This is a genomic window from Burkholderia sp. F1, from assembly GCF_050813845.1.
Taxonomy (GTDB): domain Bacteria; phylum Pseudomonadota; class Gammaproteobacteria; order Burkholderiales; family Burkholderiaceae; genus Burkholderia; species Burkholderia ubonensis.
On sequence record NZ_CP172422.1, the window covers coordinates 731,595 to 750,528 of the forward strand.

An 18,934-nucleotide genomic window follows, 5' to 3' on the forward strand; every position below is an offset into this window, starting at 1 on the left:
TGTGATTGACGCGCCCGCGAAAGGCATGTCTCGTGCTAGCGCGCGTGCCGCTGCCGGGCCGCGAGCGCGCCGATGGTCCGCATCGCGTCCTCGATGGCGGGCGTCCACGGGCGGCCATAGTTGAGCCGGACGTAACGACGGAATCCGCCCGTCGCGGAAAAGATCGGCCCGGGCGCAATGCTGATGCCGTTCTCCATCGCGGCGCCGAACAGGCGCAGCGCATCCACGCGCGGCGGCAGTTCGATCCACAGGAAATAGCCGCCAAGCGGGGCACACACTTCGGTCCCCTGCGGAAAATACGCGCGCACCGCGGCGAGCATCTGTTCCTGATGCGCGGCGAGATTGCGCCGCAGCTTGCGCAGAAAGCGGTCGTATCCGCCGTCCTGCAGATAGCTCGAAATCGCCAGTTGCGCCGGCACGTCGGCCGACGGCGCAGCGACGCATTTCGCCTGCCGGATCTGATGCACGTAACGCCCGGCCGCGACCCAGCCGATGCGGAAACCCGGCGCGAGGCATTTCGAAAACGAGCCGCAATGGAGCACGAGCCCGCTATCGTCGTACAGTTTCGCGGGGCGCATCGGCGTGGACCCGAAATACAGTTCGCTGTAGACGTCGTCTTCGATCAGCGGCACCTGATGCGCGGCGAGCAGGTCGATCAGCGCGCGCTTGCGCTCGTCGGACAACGTCGCGCCGGTCGGGTTGTGGAACGACGTCATGAGCCAGCAGGCACGAATCGGATGCTGGTCGAGCGCTTCGGCAAGTGCGTCGAGATCGAGCCCCGTGCGCGGATCGACCGGGATTTCGACTGCCTTCAGATGCAGGCGCTGCACTGCCTGCAACACCGCGTGGAAGGCCGGACGCTCGATCGCGACCAGTTCCCCCGGGCGCGTCAGCGCCTGCAGGCTCAGCGTCAGCGCCTCCAGCGCGCCGGTCGTGACGACGATTTCGTCCATCGGCAACGCCGCGCCCGCGATCAGGTACCGCAACGCAATCTGCCGGCGCAGCCCTTCGTCTCCGGGCGGAAAGCCGGACAGCAGCCGCGTGCGATTCATGTTGCGCGCCACCGAAGTGACGCAGCGCCACAGGCTGCTCATCGGGAACAGCGAATAGCTGGCGAACGCCGAACCCAGCTGAACAATGTCCTGATCCTTGATGGAATCCACGAGCCTGACGAGCGCATCGTCGACGCCGCTGCGTGCAGCGGGCGTCTTGCGCGGCGGGCCGTGGCCCGGGCGCGCGCGCTTGCCTCCGACATCCGAAACGAAATAGCCGGAGCGCGTTCGCGCGACGATCAGGCCCTCGCTCTCGAGCAGGTAATAGGCGCGGAACACGGTCGTCGGGCTGACCTTGAACGCCTTGCTGGCGTCACGAATGGTCGGGATGCGCGCACCGGGCACCAGGTCGCCGCGCCGAATGGAATCGGCTATCGTCTGCGCCAGCGCCGCGTATCGCTTCATGCGTGTCCTCGGCCGATCCGTGCCTCGCTGAAAAAAAGAGTAGCACGGCACACGCTGCGCACCATCTGGTCCTCATATCTGATCCGCTTGTTTTTTCAAGGCTCTGATCCTTTTCATTTGCCCAGTTCGCGGGCATCCTCTCGGCACCTCTTTTCATCCGGTGTCCAATCCGTACGGAATTCACGCTGCACGACGGCTGATCCGTGGTCTTGCGTGTCTGCGCGGGGCTTTGTCTGCCGGCGTCTCCATCTTCCACCCAGGAACCCCCAGCGTGAAATCGAAGACCCTCGTCGCGGGCCTTGTGGCCGGTATCGCCCTCAGCCTGTCCGGCGGCGCGGCCGAAGCGGCCTGCATCAGCAATCCTCCGGCCCAGTCCAACGCGTCGTTTCCGAGCGCGCTGACGGGCAAGCTCGTCTATCACAGCTACGTCAACTACGGCGACGGCACGAGCCAGCTGTTCCTCTATGACTTCGCGGCGCACACGCTGACCCAGCTGAGCAAGAGCGCGTGGGGCATCACCGATCCGATGAACGCCGTGTTCAGCCCCGACGGCAAGTGGCTCGCGTTCATGGGCATCATGAACGGCGCATGGAACGTGTTCATGGTTCAGCTCGGCACCGGCAATCCGCCGATCAACATGACGAACAGCACGGGCGCCACCCGCAACGAAGACCCGAAATTCAGCGCGGACGGCAAGACCCTCGTGTTCAAGCAGAACGGTGACGTCAAGCAGGCGACGCTGTCGTATACGAGCGCGGGCCCAGTGTTCACGTCGGTCGTGAGCCTGACGAACGCGCCGGCCGGCGCCGAGTATTCGATGCCGTTTCTCGCGCCGGACGCGAGCGCCGTCTACTACGCCACCGGCACGGGCGCGAACATGGGCCTGATGAAGCGCACGATCGCCACCGGCGTCACGGCCGTGTTCGATCAGCCGGCGGGCCTGCAGACCTACTATCCGATCGTGCGCGCGGACGGCATGGTGTTCTACGCGCGCTGGAAGGACACGAGCCAGCTCGACCAGATCTATGCGAAGACCGCGGACCCGGCGTCGACGCCGAACCAGCTGGCGCTCAACGACTGCATCAGCAACAACTCCGACCCGGCGCCGGTGAGCGGCACGAACTACCTGTTCTTCTCGTCGACGACGGCCGGCGGCTATCAGCTCTACGTGGGCGACGTGACGACCGGCCAGCGCTGGAGCCTGTCGCAGTTCGGCGTGAACGCCGACACGACGAAGGCCAAGCTCGGGTCGAGCTACTACGGCGGTCCGGCCGCCGGCCAGACCACGCTGCTGTCGCAAGGGCGTCCCGCCGCCGCGTCGGCCAGCTACAACGCGTCGCTGACGCCGGACAAGGCATTCGACGGCAACACCACCAGCACGCGCTGGGATTCGCCGGAGGGCGCCGGCGTCGATCCGCAATGGATCTCCGTGGATCTCGGGGCCGTGAAGACCATCAACGGCATCGATCTCTACTGGGACGCCGGCGCGCTCGTCTACCAGATCCAGACGTCGAACGACAACGTGAACTGGACGACGATCTACTCGACGAACAACGGCGTGGCGTACGGTCATGTCGCGATCCCGAATCTCAACGGCCACGGCCGCTACGTGCGGATGTACGGCACGAAGCGCGCGACGCCGTGGGGCTACTCGCTCGACGAAATGCAGGTGTGGGGGTACTGAGCGTCCGCCGGAAACGAAAAAGCGACCCGACGGGTCGCTTTTTTTACGTCATGCGATGCAGGCGTCACGCATGCATCATCGCGAGCGTCGGGATCGAACCGCCGCCCGCGCCCTGCGCGAGCGGCGCGACCTGCTTGCGGCGCTCCCGCGTCGGCGCGACGCCGAACGCGTCGCGGTAGCTCTTGCTGAAATGGCACGCCGACTGGAACCCGCACGCCATCGTGATGTGCATGATCGACATGTCGGTCTGCAGCAGCAGCTCGCGCGCGCGGCGCAGCCGCAGCGTCAGGTAGTAGTGCGTCGGCGTCATGCCGAGATGCTCGCGGAACAGCCGCTGCAGTTGCCGCTGAGACATGTTCGCGAGCCGCGCGAGCTCCTCGCGCGACAGCGGCTCCTCGATGTTGTTCTCCATCAGCGAGATCACTTCGAACAGCGATTTGTTGGCCGAGCCGAGCCGCGCGACGAGCGGCATCCGCTGCTGCGCGCTCGTGTCGCGCACGTGCTCGACGATGAACTGCTCGGCGATCTGCGTGACGCGCGCGGTGCCGACGCGCGCGGCGATCAGGTTCAGCATCATGTCGAGCGGCGCGACGCCGCCCGTGCACGTGATGCGGTCGCGATCGATCACGAACAGCTCCTTCAGGAAGCGCGTATCGGGAAACTCTTCCTTCAGCGCGGACATGTTCTCCCAGTGGATCGCGCACGCGTAGCCCGCGAGCAGGCCCGACTTCGCGAGCGCATAGGTGCCCGTGCACAGGCTGCCGAGCGGAATGCCCGAACGCGCGAAGCGGCGCAGCGTCGACAGGTGCGCCGCGCTGGTCGAGCGCTGCACGTCGACGCCGCCGCATACGAACACGATGTCCGGCTGCCCCGCGCATTCGGCCGGGCCGGTGTCGACGGTCAGGCCGTTGCTCGCCGTGACCGGGCCGCCTTCCGGGCTGATGACCGACCAGCGGTAGATCGGCTGGCCGCTCAGGTAATTCGCCATCCGAAGCACCTCGATCGCATTCGTGAACGCAATCATCGTGAAGTTGGGCAACGGCATGAACGCGAAATGAGACAGCGACGCTGTGCGGTCGGGCGACATGGGGAGCGTTCCTAGAATCTCTACTAATAGCTTTGACCCGAGGCATAAACCGGGCTGCGGTATTGTGTGAGCGAGCGCAACAAGCGTGCCATACGGCTAAACCCTAGCTACATACGTTGATTTGGCTCAAGCGCTTTGCTGCACTGCACCGAATCCGTGACCGGCTGCACCCGCGGCGGGCGGCGGAGGCACCGCCGCAGTGCCTGCCGGCCGTTGGCGCGCTGCGGCGGCGATGCTTGGCGATCCGAAAAAGCACGACCGATCACTTGTATAAAACGGACGCGAATGGCGGAAAAGGCAAAGAACGCGTCTAAATTCATCAATCGACCGAAAATCCGAACGACAAGAATAGAGCCGTCGGCAGCCATGTGCTGGACACGCTGAAAACCAGGCGTGGCGGGCCTTACGCGTTGATCGCAGCCCCACAATTCTTCGTCACGGATGCTCTATGTCGAACACCCAGCCTTTCTTCTCGCAGCCCCTTGCCGAGCGCGACGCGCCGGTCCGCAGCGCCATCCTGAAGGAACTCGAGCGGCAGCAGTCGCAGGTCGAGCTGATCGCGTCGGAAAACATCGTGTCGCGCGCGGTGCTCGAAGCGCAGGGCTCGGTGCTGACCAACAAGTATGCGGAAGGGTATCCGGGCAAGCGTTACTACGGCGGCTGTGAATTCGCCGATGAAGTCGAGGCGCTCGCGATCGAGCGCGTGAAGCAGATCTTCAACGCCGGGTATGCGAACGTGCAGCCGCACTCGGGCGCGCAGGCGAACGGCTCGGTGATGCTTGCGCTCGCGAAGCCGGGCGACACGGTGCTCGGCATGTCGCTCGACGCGGGCGGCCACCTGACGCACGGCGCGAAGCCGGCGCTGTCGGGCAAGTGGTTCAACGCGGTGCAGTACGGCGTGAACCGCGACACGATGCTGATCGACTACGACCAGGTCGAGGAGCTGGCTCACCAGCACAAGCCGAACCTGATCATCGCCGGCTTCTCGGCCTACCCGCGCAAGCTCGACTTCGCGCGCTTCCGCGCGATCGCCGACAGCGTCGGCGCGAAGCTGATGGTCGACATGGCGCACATCGCGGGCGTGATCGCCGCGGGCCGCCATGCGAACCCGGTCGAGCACGCGCACGTCGTCACGTCGACCACGCACAAGACGCTGCGCGGCCCGCGCGGCGGCTTCGTGCTGACCAACGACGAGGAGATCGCGAAGAAGATCAACTCGGCCGTGTTCCCCGGCCTGCAGGGCGGCCCGCTGATGCACGTGATCGCCGGCAAGGCCGTCGCGTTCGGCGAAGTGCTGCATGCGGACTTCAAGACCTACATCGACCACGTGCTCGCGAACGCACAGGCGCTCGGCGAAGTGCTGAAGGCGGGCGGCGTCGATCTCGTCACCGGCGGCACCGACAACCACCTGCTGCTCGTCGACCTGCGGCCGAAGGGCCTGAAGGGCGCGCAGGTCGAGCAGGCGCTCGAACGCGCGGGCATCACCTGCAACAAGAACGGCATCCCGTTCGACACCGAGAAGCCGACCGTCACGTCGGGCATCCGCCTCGGCACGCCGGCCGGCACGACGCGCGGCTTCGGCGTCGCGGAGTTCCGCGAGATCGGCCGCCTGATCCTCGAGGTGTTCGACGCGCTGCGCGCGAACCCGGAAGGCGACCACGCCACCGAGCAGCGCGTGCGCCGCGAGATCTTCGCGCTCTGCGAGCGCTTCCCGATTTACTGATCGACACCGACGAGACTGGAACGAGAGGCAGATATGAGCACGTTGCATCAGGACAGCATCATCATCGACGGGCTGAACATCTCGAAGTTCGAGAAGCCGGTGTTCGAAGACATGCGCAAGGGCGGCATCACGGCCGCGAACTGCACGGTGTCGGTGTGGGAGAACTTCACGAAGACCGTCGACAACATCGGCGTGATGAAGAAGAAGATCCGCGACAACAGCGAGCTGCTGACGCTGGTGCGCACGACGGACGACATTTTCCGCGCGAAGCAGGAAGACAAGACCGGCGTGATCCTCGGCTTCCAGAACGCACATGCGTTCGAGGACAACATCGGCTATATCGAAGCGTTCGCCGACATGGGCGTGCGCGTCGTGCAGCTCTGCTACAACACGCAGAACCTGGTCGGCACCGGCTGCTACGAGCGCGACGGCGGGCTGTCGGACTTCGGCCGCGAAGTGATCACCGAGATGAACCGGGTCGGCATCATGGTCGACCTGTCGCATGTGGGCGGCAACACGTCGTCGGAGGCGATCGCGTTCTCGAAGAAGCCGGTGTGCTATTCGCACTGCCTGCCGTCGGGCCTGAAGGAGCATCCGCGCAACAAGAGCGACGCGCAGCTGAAGGAGATCGCCGATGCGGGCGGCTTCGTCGGCGTGACGATGTTCGCGCCGTTCCTGAAGCGCGGGATCGAAGCGACGATCGACGACTACATCGAGGCGATCGACTACGTCGTGAACCTGATCGGCGAGGACGCGGTCGGCATCGGCACGGATTTCACGCAGGACTACGCGAAGGAATTCTTCGACATGCTGACGCACGACAAGGGCCGCTATCGCCAGCTGACCAACTTCGGCAAGGTGATCAACCCTGACGGCATCCGCACGATCGGCGAATTCCCGAACCTGACCGCGGCGATGGAGCGCGCCGGCTGGAAGGAATCGCGCATTCGCAAGATCATGGGCGAGAACTGGGTGCGCGTGTTCAAGGATGTGTGGGGCGCGTAAGCGCCACGTCGAGCCGGACGGCTTCCAGCGATTCAACACTAGAAAAATCGGGACGTGCCCGCGCAAGCCGCGCGGGCGCGCGGACGATGTCGCGCCTGCGAGAAGGCGGCGCGCGGCGAATTTTCCTCACGGAGTCACCACGATGCAACCGCAACTGCCGATCAACGTCGATCCCGATACCGGCGTCTGGACCACCGACGCGCTGCCGATGCTGTACGTGCCGCGCCACTTCTTCACGAACAACCACGTCGCCGTCGAGGAAGCGCTCGGCGTCGACGCGTATGCCGAGATCCTCTACAAGGCCGGCTACAAGTCCGCGTACCACTGGTGCGACAAGGAAGCGAAGCTGCACGGCCTGACCGGCATGGCGGTGTTCGAGCACTACCTGAAGCGCCTGTCGCAGCGCGGCTGGGGGCTGTTCTCGATCATCGAGGCCGATCCGGCCAGCGCGCGCGCGAAGATCGAGCTGCGCCACTCGTCGTTCGTGCTCCAGCAGCCCGGCAAGGAAGGCAAGCTCTGCTACATGTTCGCCGGCTGGTTCGCCGGCGCGATGGACTGGGTCAACGACACGACGCCGGACGGCAAGGGCGCGCCGCGCGCGCAATCGAAGGAAGTGCAGTGCGCGGCCGAGCACCACGACCACTGCGTCTTCGAAGTGTCGCCGATCGCTCACTGACACGGCAGACGCAGAACAACACCCGCAACACGAGACACACGAACGCCAGAGGTCGCCAGCGATGCGTTATCCCCACCTGTTCAAACCCATGCAGCTGAACCAGCTGACGCTGCGCAACCGGATCGTCAGCACCGCCCACGCGGAAGTGTATGCCGAGCCGGGCGGCCTGCCGGGCGACCGCTACATCCGCTATTACGAAGAAAAGGCGAAGGGTGGCGTCGGCCTCGCGATTTGCGGCGGATCGAGCCCGGTGTCGATCGACAGCCCGCAGGGCTGGTGGAAATCGGTGAACCTGTCGAATGACAAGATCATCGATCCGCTCACGCGCCTCGCCGACACGATGCACAAGCACGGCGCGAAGATCATGATCCAGGCGACGCACATGGGCCGCCGCTCGTCGTTCCATGGCGAGCACTGGCCGCACCTGATGTCGCCGTCGGGCGTGCGCGAACCCGTGCACCGGGGCAACGCGAAGATCATCGAGATCGAGGAAATCCGTCGCATCATCGGCGATTTCGCGGCGGCAGCGAAGCGCGTGCAGGCCGCCGGCATGGACGGCATCGAAATCTCGGCCGCCCACCAGCACCTGATCGACCAGTTCTGGAGCAAGCGCTCGAACCATCGCACCGACGAATGGGGCGGCAGCCTCGAGAACCGCCTGCGCTTCGGCATCGAAGTGCTGACGGCGGTGCGCGAGGCGGTCGGCAAGGATTTCTGCGTCGGCCTGCGCATGTGCGGCGACGAATTCCACGAGGACGGCCTCGATCACGAGGCGCTGAAGGAAATCGCGCAGGCGATGTCGGAGACGGGCCTGATCGACTACCTGAGCGTGGTCGGTTCGGGCGGCGATACGCACAACACGATCGCGAACTGCATGCCGCCGATGGCGCTGCCGCCGGAGCCGTTCGTGCACCTCGCGGCCGGCATCAAGTCGGTGGTGAAGATTCCCGTGATGCACGCGCAGAGCATCCGCGACGCGGGCCAGGCCGAGCGCCTGCTCGCCAGCGGCATGATCGACCTGGTCGGCATGACGCGTGCGCAGATCGCCGATCCGCACATGGTGATCAAGATCCGCGACGGCCGCGAGGACGAAATCAAGCAGTGCGTCGGCGCGAACTACTGCATCGATCGCCAGTACAACGGCCTCGACGTGCTCTGCATCCAGAACGCGGCAACCTCGCGCGAAGCGACGATGCCGCACGTCATCGAGAAGTCGCGCGGCCCGAAGCGCAAGGTGGTGGTGGTGGGCGCCGGCCCGGCGGGCCTCGAGGCGGCGCGCGTCGCGAAGCTGCGTGGCCACGACGTCGTGCTGTTCGAGAAGAACGCGGAAGTGGGCGGGCAGGTGATGATCGCCGCGAAGGCGCCGCAGCGCGAACAGATGTCGGGGATCATCCGCTGGTTCGACATGGAAACCAAGCGCCTGGGCGTCGACCGCCGCCTCGCCGTGGCCGCCGACGAGAAGATGATCATGGCCGAGAAGCCGGACATCGTCGTGCTCGCGACGGGCGGCTCGAGCTTCACCTGGCAGGTGCCGGGCTGGGGCGTGGCCGAGGGCCTGGCCGTCAGCTCGTGGGACATCCTGACCGGCAAGGTCGAGCCGAAGCAGAACGTGCTGCTGTTCGACGGCGTGAGCACCCATGCGGGCGCGGGCGTGGCCGACTTCATGGCGAGCCGCGGCTCGAAGGTCGAGGTCGTCACGCCCGACGTGAAGGTGGCCGACGATTGCGGCGGCACGACGTTCCCGATCTTCTATCGCCGCCTGTATGCGTTTGGCGTGATCCCTACGCCGAATACGATGCTCGATCGCGTCTATGAAGAAGACGGCAAGAAGATCGCCGTGCTGCGCAACGAGTACACGGAGGAACTGGAAGAGCGCGCCGTCGACCAGGTGGTGATCGAGAACGGTTCGTCGCCGAACGACGAGCTGTACTGGAAGCTCAAGCCGGAATCGCTGAACCGCGGCCAGATCGATCCGCACACGCTGTTTGCGGCCGAGCCGCAGCCGTGCCTGTCGGAAGAGCTCGGCAACGGCCGTTTCCTGCTGTTCCGTGTCGGCGACTGCATCTCGATGCACAACGTCCACGGCGCGATCTACGACTCGCTGCGTCTCGTGAAGGATTTCTGACGCCATGAATCCGTCCTTCCTCATTACCGCACTGCTGTGGCTGTCGGTGGCCGGGCTCGCGTTCGCGGTCGCGAAACGCTCGTCCTACTGGCGTCTCGGGCGGGCGACCGCGCCCGGTGCGTTCGGCGTCGCGAACCTGTTCGCGATCCCGAAGCGCTACTTCGTCGACCTGCACCACGTGGTCGCGCGCGACCCGTACATCGCGAAGACGCACGTCGCGACCGCGGGCGGCGCGATCGGCGCGCTCGCGCTGGTGTTCGTCAACTACGGCCTCGCGATCTACTCGCCGTGGCTCGACAAGCTGATCTTTCTCGCGGCGCTCGCGATGCTGGTCGGCGCGGTGTTCGTATGGCGCCGCCGTCACGCGAAGAACGTGCCGGCGCGGCTGTCTAAAGGCCCGTGGAATACGCTGCCGTGGCTGCTCGGCTCGTTCGCGCTCGGCCTCACGCTGTACATGCTGGTGCCGGCCGGCGCGATGTCCGGCGCGTTCGCGGTGCTCTGCGCGGTGCTGATCGGCATCGGCGCATTCGCGATGACGTTCGGCGCCGCGAAGGGTGGCCCGATGAAGCACGCGATCGCGGGCCTGCTGCATCTCGCGTTCCACCCCCGTCAGGAGCGTTTCGCGGCGACGCGTGAATCGTTCACCGGCAACGGCACGGCCACGCCGCCCACCGCACTGAAGCTGCCCGACATCGAGCAGCAGGAATACGGCGTCGCGAAGCCGGTCGAGTTCCGCTGGAACCAGCTCTTGAGCTTCGATGCGTGCGTGCAGTGCGGCAAGTGCGAAGCCGCGTGCCCGGCGTTCGCATCGGGCCAGCCGCTGAACCCGAAGAAGCTGATTCAGGATCTCGTCGTCGGGATGGCGGGCGGCAGCGACGCCGCATACGCGGGCAGCCCGACGCCGGGCATCGCGGTTGGCCAGCATCGCGGCGAGCCGAACGGCCCGATCGTGTCGGGGCTGATCGAGGAGCAGACGCTGTGGTCGTGCACGACCTGCCGTGCCTGCGTGCAGGAGTGCCCGATGCTGATCGAGCACGTCGACGCGATCGTCGACATGCGCCGCAACCGGACGCTCGTGCACGGCACGGTGCCGGGCAAGGGCGCGGACGTGCTTGCGAACCTGCGCGAGACGGGCACGATGGGCGGCTACGACACGGCCGCGCGCTACGACTGGTCGGTGGACCTGAACGCGCCGGTCGCGCAGCCGGGCCGGCCGGTCGATGTGCTGTTCGTCGCGGGCGAGGGCGCGTTCGACATGCGCTACCAGCGCACGCTGCGCGCGCTCGTCAAGGTGCTGAACAAGGCGGGCGTCGACTACGCGGTGCTCGGCGGCGGCGAAACGGACACGGGTGACGTCGCGCGGCGCCTGGGCGACGAGGCGACCTTCCAGCAGCTCGCGAAGCGCCTGATCGGCACGCTGTCGACGCTGTCGTACAAGCAGATCGTCACGGCCGATCCGCACGTGATGCACAGCCTGCGCAACGAATACCGCGCGCTCGGCCTGCGCGTGACGGTCAAGCATCACACGACCTATCTCGCCGAGCTCGCCGACAGCGGCAGGATTTCGCCGAAGGCGGTCGACGCGCTGAGCGAGAAGCGCACCACCTATCACGACCCGTGCTACCTCGGCCGCTACAACGGCGAGACGGACGCGCCGCGCAAGCTGTTGAAGACGATCGGCATCCAGGTCGTCGAGATGGAGCGCAACGGCATGCGCGGCCGCTGCTGCGGCGGTGGCGGCGGCGCGCCGCTGACCGACATCCCCGGCAAGCAGCGCATTCCCGACATCCGCATCGCCGACGCGCGCACGATCGGCGCGGACGTGGTCGCGGTGGCCTGCCCGAACTGCACGGCAATGCTCGAAGGCGTCGTGGGCCCGCGCCCCGACGTGCTGGACGTGGCCGAACTCGTTGCTGCGTCGCTGGAGTGAGTCGATGAATACGATCAAACGAATCGATCCGCGCCGGCCGTTCATCATCACGGCGGCGGGCCTGAAGCGCATCACGCTCGGCGAGACCGGCAGCGCGGACGCGAGCGCCGCGCACTGGGCCGCGCACGCGCATGGCGGTGCGGCCGCGAAGCCGCGCCGCGCGGTGCAGGACCCGAAGCACGTGCTGCTCGCGGTGGCGCACAGCGAGCGCGGCGCGCTCGACGACCATGCGCGCCAGGCAATCGCCGCCGCCGCGTTGCTGGCCGACGCGCAAACCGAAGTCGCGCTGCTGGTGTTCGGCGAACTGAAGGACGACGCGGCCGAACTCGGCGTCGACAAGCTGATCGAGCTGACCGGCTTCGATCGCCGCGCGTTCGCGCCCGAAAGCGAATTGCAGGCGTTGCAGGCATGCGTCGCGGCGCTCGCGCCGAAGCACGTGTTCGTGCCCGACAACGCGACCGGCGACGGCGATCTCGGCCGGCGCCATGCGGCGGCGGCCGGCGCGAGCGTCGCGACCCACGTGGTCGAGCTCGACGCGCGCCACGTCGGCGCGTATGCGCAGGCGAACCGCGCGTTCGCGACCCGCGCGCTGCCGGACGTGATCCTGCTCGCGCCGAACGCGGTGGACCCGAAGCTGCCGTTCGTCGGCGCGGGCGAGCGCCTTGCCGGCGACTTCATCCGCCCGGCCGCCGACGTCGCGCAGCCGTATCGCGATCTCGGTCTCGAGGAAATCGACGCCGCGCAGGTCGCGCTCGAGGAAGCCGATTTCATCGTGTCGGCCGGTAACGGCGTGACCGACATCGGCGCGTTCGAGCGGCTCGCCGGCGCGTTCGGCGCGGCGATCGGCGCGAGCCGCGTCGCGGTCGACAACGGTCACTTCACGCGCGACAAGCAGGTCGGCGCGACCGGCAAGACGGTCGACGCGAGCGTCTACATCGCGTTCGGGATTTCGGGCGCGGTGCAGCACCTGCAGGGCATCAAGGACTGCCGCCACGTGATCGCGGTGAACCTCGACGGCAGCGCGCCGATCGCGAAGCGCGCGAACCTGACGGTGGTCGGCGACGCGCAGGCGACGATCGCCGCGCTGATCGAGCAGGTCCAGGCCGCGCGGGACGCGCGCGGCGCATCGCCGGCGGCGGCCGGCGCCCGTCAACCGGAAGGAGTCGCAGCATGAACGCCCCCCGACTGTTGAAGCGCATCGCGGTGCTGGTGTCGGTCGGCCGGCATCCGGTCAGCGGCGCGCTGCGCTACAGCCGCAACGACGCGGCCGCGCTCGAGCTCGGCCGCACGCTGGCCGAACGCCATCACTCGCAGCTCGACGTGATCCACGCGGGCGACCCGATCACGCCGGCGCTCGCCGAATACCTGGCGCTCGGCGCACGCGAGGTCGAGGTGCTGACCTGCCGCGACGGCGATGATGTCGCACAGGCGCTCGCCGCGCGCGTGGAAGGCTACGACCTCGTGCTGACCGGCACGCGCGCCGAGGGCGCGTACGACACCGGGATGCTGCCGTATCGCGTCGCCGCGGCGCTCGGCTATCCGCTCGTCGGCTCGGCCGTCGACGTGACGATCGACGCCGGCCGCGCGACGGTTCGGCAATTCTTGCCGAAAGGGCTGCGCCGGCGCGTGGACGCCGCGCTGCCGGCCGTCGTCGCCGTGCATCCGCTCGCGAACGCGCAGCCACGCTACGCGTATGCGCGGCTGAAGGCGGGCAGCGTGCGCCCGGTGCGCGTGTCGCCCGGCGCGGACGCCGGCGCTGCCGCGTGGGCGGTCGGCGCGATCGAACGCAAGCCGGTGAAGCTGGCCGCCGCCGAGAAGCGCTCCGGGCATGCCCGGATGCTGTCGGCGACCACCACCGAAAGCCGTGGCGGGAACGTCGTAAATGAAGGGAGTTCGGTCGAAAAAGCACAAGTGATCCTCGCGTATTTGCGCGAGCATCAGCTCATCGACTACTGATTTTGATGCCTGTCGGCAAGAACCCAGGGATGCAAGGAATCCGGAGCAAACGATGAAAGTAACGGCAGACATTCGTGCATTGATCGAGCGGCGCAAGGAAGGCTACAGCCTGGAAGCGCCGTTCTATACGAGCGACGAGATTTTCGGGCTCGACATGGAGGCGATCTTCCGCCGGCACTGGATCCAGGTGGCGGTCGAGCCGGACGTGCCCGAGCCGGGCGACTACGTGACCGTGCAACTGGGGAACGATTCGATCCTGATCGTGCGCGACGACGACATGGAAGTGCGGGCGTTCCACAACGTCTGCCGCCATCGCGGCGCACGGCTGTGCAACGAGGACAAAGGGTCAGTCGGCAATATCGTCTGCCCGTACCACAGCTGGACCTACAACCTGACCGGCCAGCTGATGTTCGCCGAGCACATGGGCGAGCAGTTCGACCGCTGCAAGCACAGCCTGAAGCAGGTGCACGTCGAGAACCTCGCGGGCCTGATCTTCGTCTGCCTCGCGGACGAGCCGCCGGCCGACTTCGCGCAGCTGCGCGCGACGATGGAGCCGTACCTGCTGCCGCATGACCTGCCGAACGCGAAGATCGCCGCGCAGATCGACATCATCGAGGAAGGCAACTGGAAGCTCACGATGGAGAACAACCGCGAGTGCTATCACTGCGTCGCGAACCATCCGGAGCTGACGATCTCGCTGTACGAATACGGGTTTGGCTATCAGCGCTCCGACGCCAACGCCGACGGCATGGACGCGTTTGCGGAGACGTGCATCCGGCGAGGGAAGGAGTGGGCCGAGATGGGCTTGCCGTCCGCCGAGGTCGAACGGTTGCTCGACGTGACCGGGTTCCGCACGCAGCGCCTGCCGCTCGACCGCAGCGGCGAATCCCAGACGCTCGACGCGAAGGTCGCGTCGAAGAAGCTGCTGGGCGATTTCAGCCAGGCCGATCTCGGCGGCCTGTCGTTCTGGACGCAGCCGAACTCGTGGCACCACTTCATGAGCGACCACATCGTCACGTTCTCGGTGATTCCGCTGTCGGCCGGCAAGACGCTCGTGCGCACCAAGTGGCTCGTGCACAAGGATGCGAAGGAAGGCATCGACTACGACGTGAAGAACCTCACGGCCGTGTGGAACGCGACCAACGACCAGGATCGCGCGCTCGTCGAGTACTCGCAGCGCGGCGCGACGAGCAGCGCGTACGAGCCGGGCCCGTACTCGCCGTACACCGAAGGGCTCGTCGAGAAGTTCGCGGCCTGGTACATCGGCCGGCTCGCCGAGAAGATCGGCGAATAGCAAAAAGCACAGAAGCGTACAAGCGGAGCAAGACATGATGCGAGATGCGGCGAATTTCGAGCCGACCGACAGCCGGGTGACGCGCCCGGCGTTCTGGAACGCGCTCCCCGAGCGCTGGACGAGCGACGTCGAGGAAACGCTGGTGTGCTGCCAGGTGCGGCAGGAAACGCACGACGTGAAGAGCTTTTTCTTCCGTTCGCCGCAGGGCCGTGCGTTCTCGTTCGAGCCCGGGCAGTTCATCACGCTCGAGCTCGACATCGACGGCGAGACGATCAACCGCTGCTACACGATTTCGTCGTCGCCCGCGCGGCCGCACACGATCTCGATCACGGTCAAGCGCGTGCCGGGCGGCAAGGTGTCGAACTGGCTGCACGACAACCTGCAGCCGGGCGCGCCGATCCGCGTGCTGGGCCCGGCGGGCGAGTTCACCTGCGCGCGGCATCCGGCGCGCAAGTACCTGTTCCTGTCCGCCGGCTCGGGCATCACGCCGCTGATGTCGATGAGCCGCGCGCACCACGATCTCGCCGAGGATCGCGACATCGTGTTCGTGCACAGCGCACGCACGCCCGACGACATCATCTTCGCGCGCGAGCTCGACCTGATCGCGTCGAACCACACGAACTTCCGCACGTCGTTCGTCGTCGAGCGGGTCGGCGCGCGCACCAGCTGGCCGGGCGTGACGGGCTTCCTGTCGTTGTCGCTGCTGAAGCTGATCGCGCCGGATTTCATGGAGCGCGAGATCTTCACGTGCGGCCCGGCGCCGTACATGAAGGCCGTGCGCGACCTGCTCGACGAAGCCGGGTTCGACCGCAAGCAGTATCACGAGGAAAGTTTCTCGTTCGAGACGCTCGCGCAGACCGCGAGCGACGAACTGCTCGCCGATCTCGCACCCGCCGCGGATGGCGCGGACGGTGACGCGGCGACGCAGTTCACCGTCAGCTTCGCGAAGAGCAACCGCGAGATCGCCTGCGGCTCGGCGCAGCACGTGCTGGATGCGGCCCGCCAGTCGGGCGTGCGGCTGCCGGCGTCGTGCACGCAGGGCATGTGCGGCACCTGCAAGGTGAAGCTCGTGTCCGGGCAGGTGGAGATGAAGCACAACGGCGGGATTCGCCAGCGCGAGATCGATCAGGGGATGGTGCTGCTGTGCTGCAGCAAGCCGCTGACGGACCTCGTGATCGACAAGTAGCCACCGGCGTCGCGACCGGACAAGCGCGCGTCGGAAAACAACGATACCGCGGAATTGTGGTTGAAGAACCTAGAGAGGCACAGGGGCATTCGCGCCCGATTCAATGGAGATCGACCATGAAATTCTTCGGAAAACTGTTGTGGACCGGCGCGTTGTCGGCGATGGTGGCGTTGAGCGCGTCCGCACTCGCGGACACGAAGCCGACGCTGAAGATCGGCTATGTCGAAGGCTGGGATGACAGCGTCGCGACGTCGAACGTCGCCGCGCGCATCATCGAGAAGAAGCTGGGCTACCAGGTGCAGCTCGTGCCGGTCGCGGCCGGCGTGATGTGGCAGGGCGTCGCGCGCGGCGACCTCGACGCGACGCTGTCCGCGTGGCTGCCGGCCACGCACGGCGCGTACTGGGATCAGTACAAGGCCAAGGTCGTCGATCTGGGCGCGAACTTCACCGACGCGAAGATCGGCCTGATCGTGCCCGCGTACGTGAAGGCGAAGAGCATCGACGACCTGAACGCGGAGAAGGGCGACTTCGGCGGCCGCATCGTCGGTATCGACGCGGGCGCCGGCGTGATGCGCAAGACCGACGACGCGATCAAGAACTACGGCCTCAACTATTCGCTGATGCCGAGTTCGGGCAGCGCGATGACGGCCGAGCTGGCCCGATCGGTCAATGCGAACAAACCCGTGATCGTGACCGGCTGGGCGCCGCACTGGATGTTCGCGAAGTGGAAGCTGCGCTTCCTCGACGATCCGAAGAAGGTCTTCGGCGGAGCGGAGCACGTCGACAGTGTCGCGAACCCGACCCTCGAAACGAAGGCGAAACCGGTGGTCGCGTTCCTGAAGAAATTCCAGTGGAAGCCCGGTGAAATCGACAGCGTGATGCTGGCGATCCAGAGCGGCTCGAAGCCGGGCGCCGCCGCCGATGAGTGGATCGCGGCCCACGCGGACCGCGTGAATGCGTGGACGGAGGGCGCTCAGTAATTCGTCGCACGAACCCATAAAACAAGTAGTCCGGGAGTGATTGACAGGATTCCGAATCAATAGCGCAATGATGTCGTCATATCCCGGAATTTTTTTGATGATTGTGCAAGAAGGCGCAAAAGTTGTTACACTGCGTCTCTTGTGCGGAGTCATCACAGGAGGATTTGGATGAGTCAGGCAGGACTGCGTGCGAATAGCACCAGTGATGTTGAGGCAACCATCTCACATGATTCGACGGGCCACACGCTGCATCGTGGCCTGACTTGGAAGGATGCATTCTGGGTAACGAGCGGCGTGCCGGCAGGCGTGCTGTTCACGATCGGTGGCGTATGCGCGACGATCGGCCAGCCCGCGTGGGCGATCTGGATCGCCGCGATCACGATGGGGCTGATCCAGAGCGCGACTTATGCGGAAATTTCCGGGCTATTTCCCCATAAATCGGGCGGCGCGTCGGTGTACGGCGCGATCGGCTGGGTGCGTTACAGCAAACTGATTGCCCCGGTATCCGTGTGGTGCAACTGGCTCGCGTGGTCGCCGATGCTCGCACTCGGATGCGGTCTCGCGGCGAGCTACGCGCTGACGAGCCTCTTTCCCGCCGATGCGGCGGTGCTGCACTGGCAGCTCAAGATCGCAGACCTGAGCTTCATCAAGCCGGGCCTGTCCCTGCGGATCAATGCGACGTTCATCATCGCGACGATCCTGCTTCTCGTCACGTTCAAGCTTCAGCACAGCGGCGCGTCGAAGGCCGCGCGCACGCAGCGCATTCTCGGCATCGCATCGCTCACGCCGCTCCTGATCGTCGGCATCGTGCCGTTCGTGACCGGCGACGTGCCGATGTCGAACCTGCTGCCGCTGCTGCCGCTCGGCCACGACGCGCAAGGCAACCTGACCACCGCGACCTTCGGCTCGTGGAACGGCCAGGGCGTCGTGATGGCGCTCGGCGCGATGTTCATGGCGGGCTGGGCGTCGTACGGGTTCGAGACGGCCGTCTGCTATACGCGCGAATTCCGCGATCCGCGCCGCGACACCGCGAAGGCGATCTTCTGGTCGGGCGCGCTGTGCCTCGTCGTGATGACCCTCGTGCCGATGGCGTTCCAGGGCGCGCTCGGCACGCAGGCGATGCTCGATCCGGCGATCGGCGACGGCACTGGCGTCGGCGCGGCGATGGCGAAGATCGTCGGCGGCGGCGCATGGGTTGCGAACGCGCTCGTCGTGATGCTGATCCTGTCGATCCTGCTGATCGTGATGACGTCGATGATGGGCTCGTCGCGCACGCTGTACCAGGCGTCGGTCGACGGCTGGCTGCCGAAGTACCTGTCGCACGTGAACGAGCACGGCGCGCCGACGCGCGCGATGTGGACCGATCTCGGCTTCAACCTCGTGTTGCTGATGATGTCGGACTACATGACGGTGCTGTCGATCTCGAACGTCTGCTACATGCTGTTCGTATTCCTGAACCTTCAGTCCGGCTGGATCCACCGGATCGATCGCGGCAACTGGGAGCGTCCGTTCCGCTGCCCGACGTGGCTGCTCGTCGCGGGCTCGCTGTGTGGCTACGCAAACCTCGTCTACGTCGGCGCGGGTGCGAACCTGCAGGGCGAAGGCACGCTGCGCAACGGGCTGATCGCGATGCTGCTGATCGTGCCGGTGTTCGTGTATCGCCACTACTGGCAGGATCGCGGCCGCTTCCCCGCGCAGATGCAGCGCGACATGGAGCTCGAAGTGCCGAAGCGCGGCGCGTGGCTCGATCTCGCGCCGTATGCGGCGTTGATCGGGGCCGCGCTGACGATCGGGCTGTCGTACTACTTTGCGTGGGTGAAGTAAGCGCATA

General features: G+C 66.3%; 15 protein-coding genes. 12 read left to right on the plus strand and 3 right to left on the minus strand.

Features of this window, described 5'->3' with window-relative positions:
- Nucleotides 1-35: 35 nt before the first annotated feature.
- Nucleotides 36-1,457 (minus strand): PLP-dependent aminotransferase family protein, encoded by a 1,422-nt coding sequence (locus ACFIMZ_RS22320; RefSeq protein WP_431824485.1) that lies wholly within the window; start codon nt 1,455-1,457, stop codon nt 36-38.
- A gap of 271 nt (nt 1,458-1,728) precedes the next feature.
- Here ACFIMZ_RS22320 and ACFIMZ_RS22325 point away from each other — a divergent pair, with 271 nt between their 5' ends.
- On the plus strand, nt 1,729-3,141 hold the full coding sequence (locus ACFIMZ_RS22325; RefSeq protein WP_431824486.1) for a discoidin domain-containing protein: 1,413 nt from the start codon (nt 1,729-1,731) through the stop codon (nt 3,139-3,141).
- A 64-nt stretch (nt 3,142-3,205) separates the two neighbouring features.
- On the opposite strand, the gene ACFIMZ_RS22330 is transcribed toward ACFIMZ_RS22325, so the two are convergent.
- Both ACFIMZ_RS22330 and ACFIMZ_RS22335 read right to left on the minus strand, forming a co-directional pair.
- Nucleotides 3,206-4,228 (minus strand): GlxA family transcriptional regulator, encoded by a 1,023-nt coding sequence (locus ACFIMZ_RS22330; protein WP_431824487.1) that lies wholly within the window; start codon nt 4,226-4,228, stop codon nt 3,206-3,208.
- A 107-nt stretch (nt 4,229-4,335) separates the two neighbouring features.
- Nucleotides 4,336-4,596, minus strand: a complete 261-nt coding sequence (locus ACFIMZ_RS22335; RefSeq protein ID WP_431824488.1) for a hypothetical protein — start codon at nt 4,594-4,596, stop codon at nt 4,336-4,338.
- Nucleotides 4,597-4,676: 80 nt separating this feature from the next.
- Between ACFIMZ_RS22335 and ACFIMZ_RS22340 the strand changes: the two genes are divergently transcribed.
- The 11 genes from ACFIMZ_RS22340 (at nt 4,677) to ACFIMZ_RS22390 (ending at nt 18,927) form a co-directional block, all read left to right on the plus strand.
- Nucleotides 4,677-5,951, plus strand: a complete 1,275-nt coding sequence (locus ACFIMZ_RS22340) for a serine hydroxymethyltransferase (RefSeq protein ID WP_431824489.1) — start codon at nt 4,677-4,679, stop codon at nt 5,949-5,951.
- Nucleotides 5,952-5,984: 33 nt separating this feature from the next.
- Nucleotides 5,985-6,956, plus strand: coding sequence for a dipeptidase (locus tag ACFIMZ_RS22345; RefSeq protein WP_431824490.1), 972 nt, complete (start codon nt 5,985-5,987; stop codon nt 6,954-6,956).
- A gap of 142 nt (nt 6,957-7,098) precedes the next feature.
- A complete protein-coding gene (locus ACFIMZ_RS22350; protein ID WP_431824491.1) occupies nt 7,099-7,632 on the plus strand; it encodes a DUF5943 domain-containing protein in 534 nt (177 codons plus the stop codon).
- A gap of 61 nt (nt 7,633-7,693) precedes the next feature.
- Nucleotides 7,694-9,757: an FAD-dependent oxidoreductase gene (locus ACFIMZ_RS22355; RefSeq protein ID WP_431824492.1), complete on the plus strand. Its 2,064-nt coding sequence runs from the start codon at nt 7,694-7,696 to the stop codon at nt 9,755-9,757.
- A gap of 4 nt (nt 9,758-9,761) precedes the next feature.
- Nucleotides 9,762-11,687, plus strand: coding sequence for a (Fe-S)-binding protein (locus ACFIMZ_RS22360; RefSeq protein ID WP_431824493.1), 1,926 nt, complete (start codon nt 9,762-9,764; stop codon nt 11,685-11,687).
- 4 nt (nt 11,688-11,691) lie between these two features.
- Complete coding sequence (locus ACFIMZ_RS22365) at nt 11,692-12,861, plus strand: electron transfer flavoprotein subunit alpha/FixB family protein (protein ID WP_431824494.1); 1,170 nt, start codon at nt 11,692-11,694, stop codon at nt 12,859-12,861.
- Nucleotides 12,858-13,643, plus strand: a complete 786-nt coding sequence (locus ACFIMZ_RS22370) for an electron transfer flavoprotein subunit beta/FixA family protein (RefSeq protein WP_431824495.1) — start codon at nt 12,858-12,860, stop codon at nt 13,641-13,643. Before ACFIMZ_RS22365 ends, ACFIMZ_RS22370 begins: the two co-directional genes overlap by 4 nt.
- Nucleotides 13,644-13,695: 52 nt before the next feature.
- On the plus strand, nt 13,696-14,937 hold the full coding sequence (locus tag ACFIMZ_RS22375) for an aromatic ring-hydroxylating oxygenase subunit alpha (protein WP_431824496.1): 1,242 nt from the start codon (nt 13,696-13,698) through the stop codon (nt 14,935-14,937).
- 34 nt (nt 14,938-14,971) lie between these two features.
- Entirely contained in the window at nt 14,972-16,123 is a 1,152-nt protein-coding gene (locus ACFIMZ_RS22380; protein ID WP_431824497.1) for an FAD-binding oxidoreductase, read from the plus strand.
- 116 nt (nt 16,124-16,239) lie between these two features.
- The gene (locus ACFIMZ_RS22385; RefSeq protein ID WP_431824498.1) at nt 16,240-17,103 is read left to right on the plus strand and encodes a glycine betaine ABC transporter substrate-binding protein; all 864 of its coding nucleotides are present in this window, start codon (nt 16,240-16,242) and stop codon (nt 17,101-17,103) included.
- A 168-nt stretch (nt 17,104-17,271) separates the two neighbouring features.
- Nucleotides 17,272-18,927 carry an APC family permease gene (locus ACFIMZ_RS22390; RefSeq protein WP_431824499.1) on the plus strand — a complete coding sequence of 552 codons (1,656 nt, stop codon included), beginning with the start codon at nt 17,272-17,274 and terminating at the stop codon, nt 18,925-18,927.
- Nucleotides 18,928-18,934: the final 7 nt, after the last annotated feature.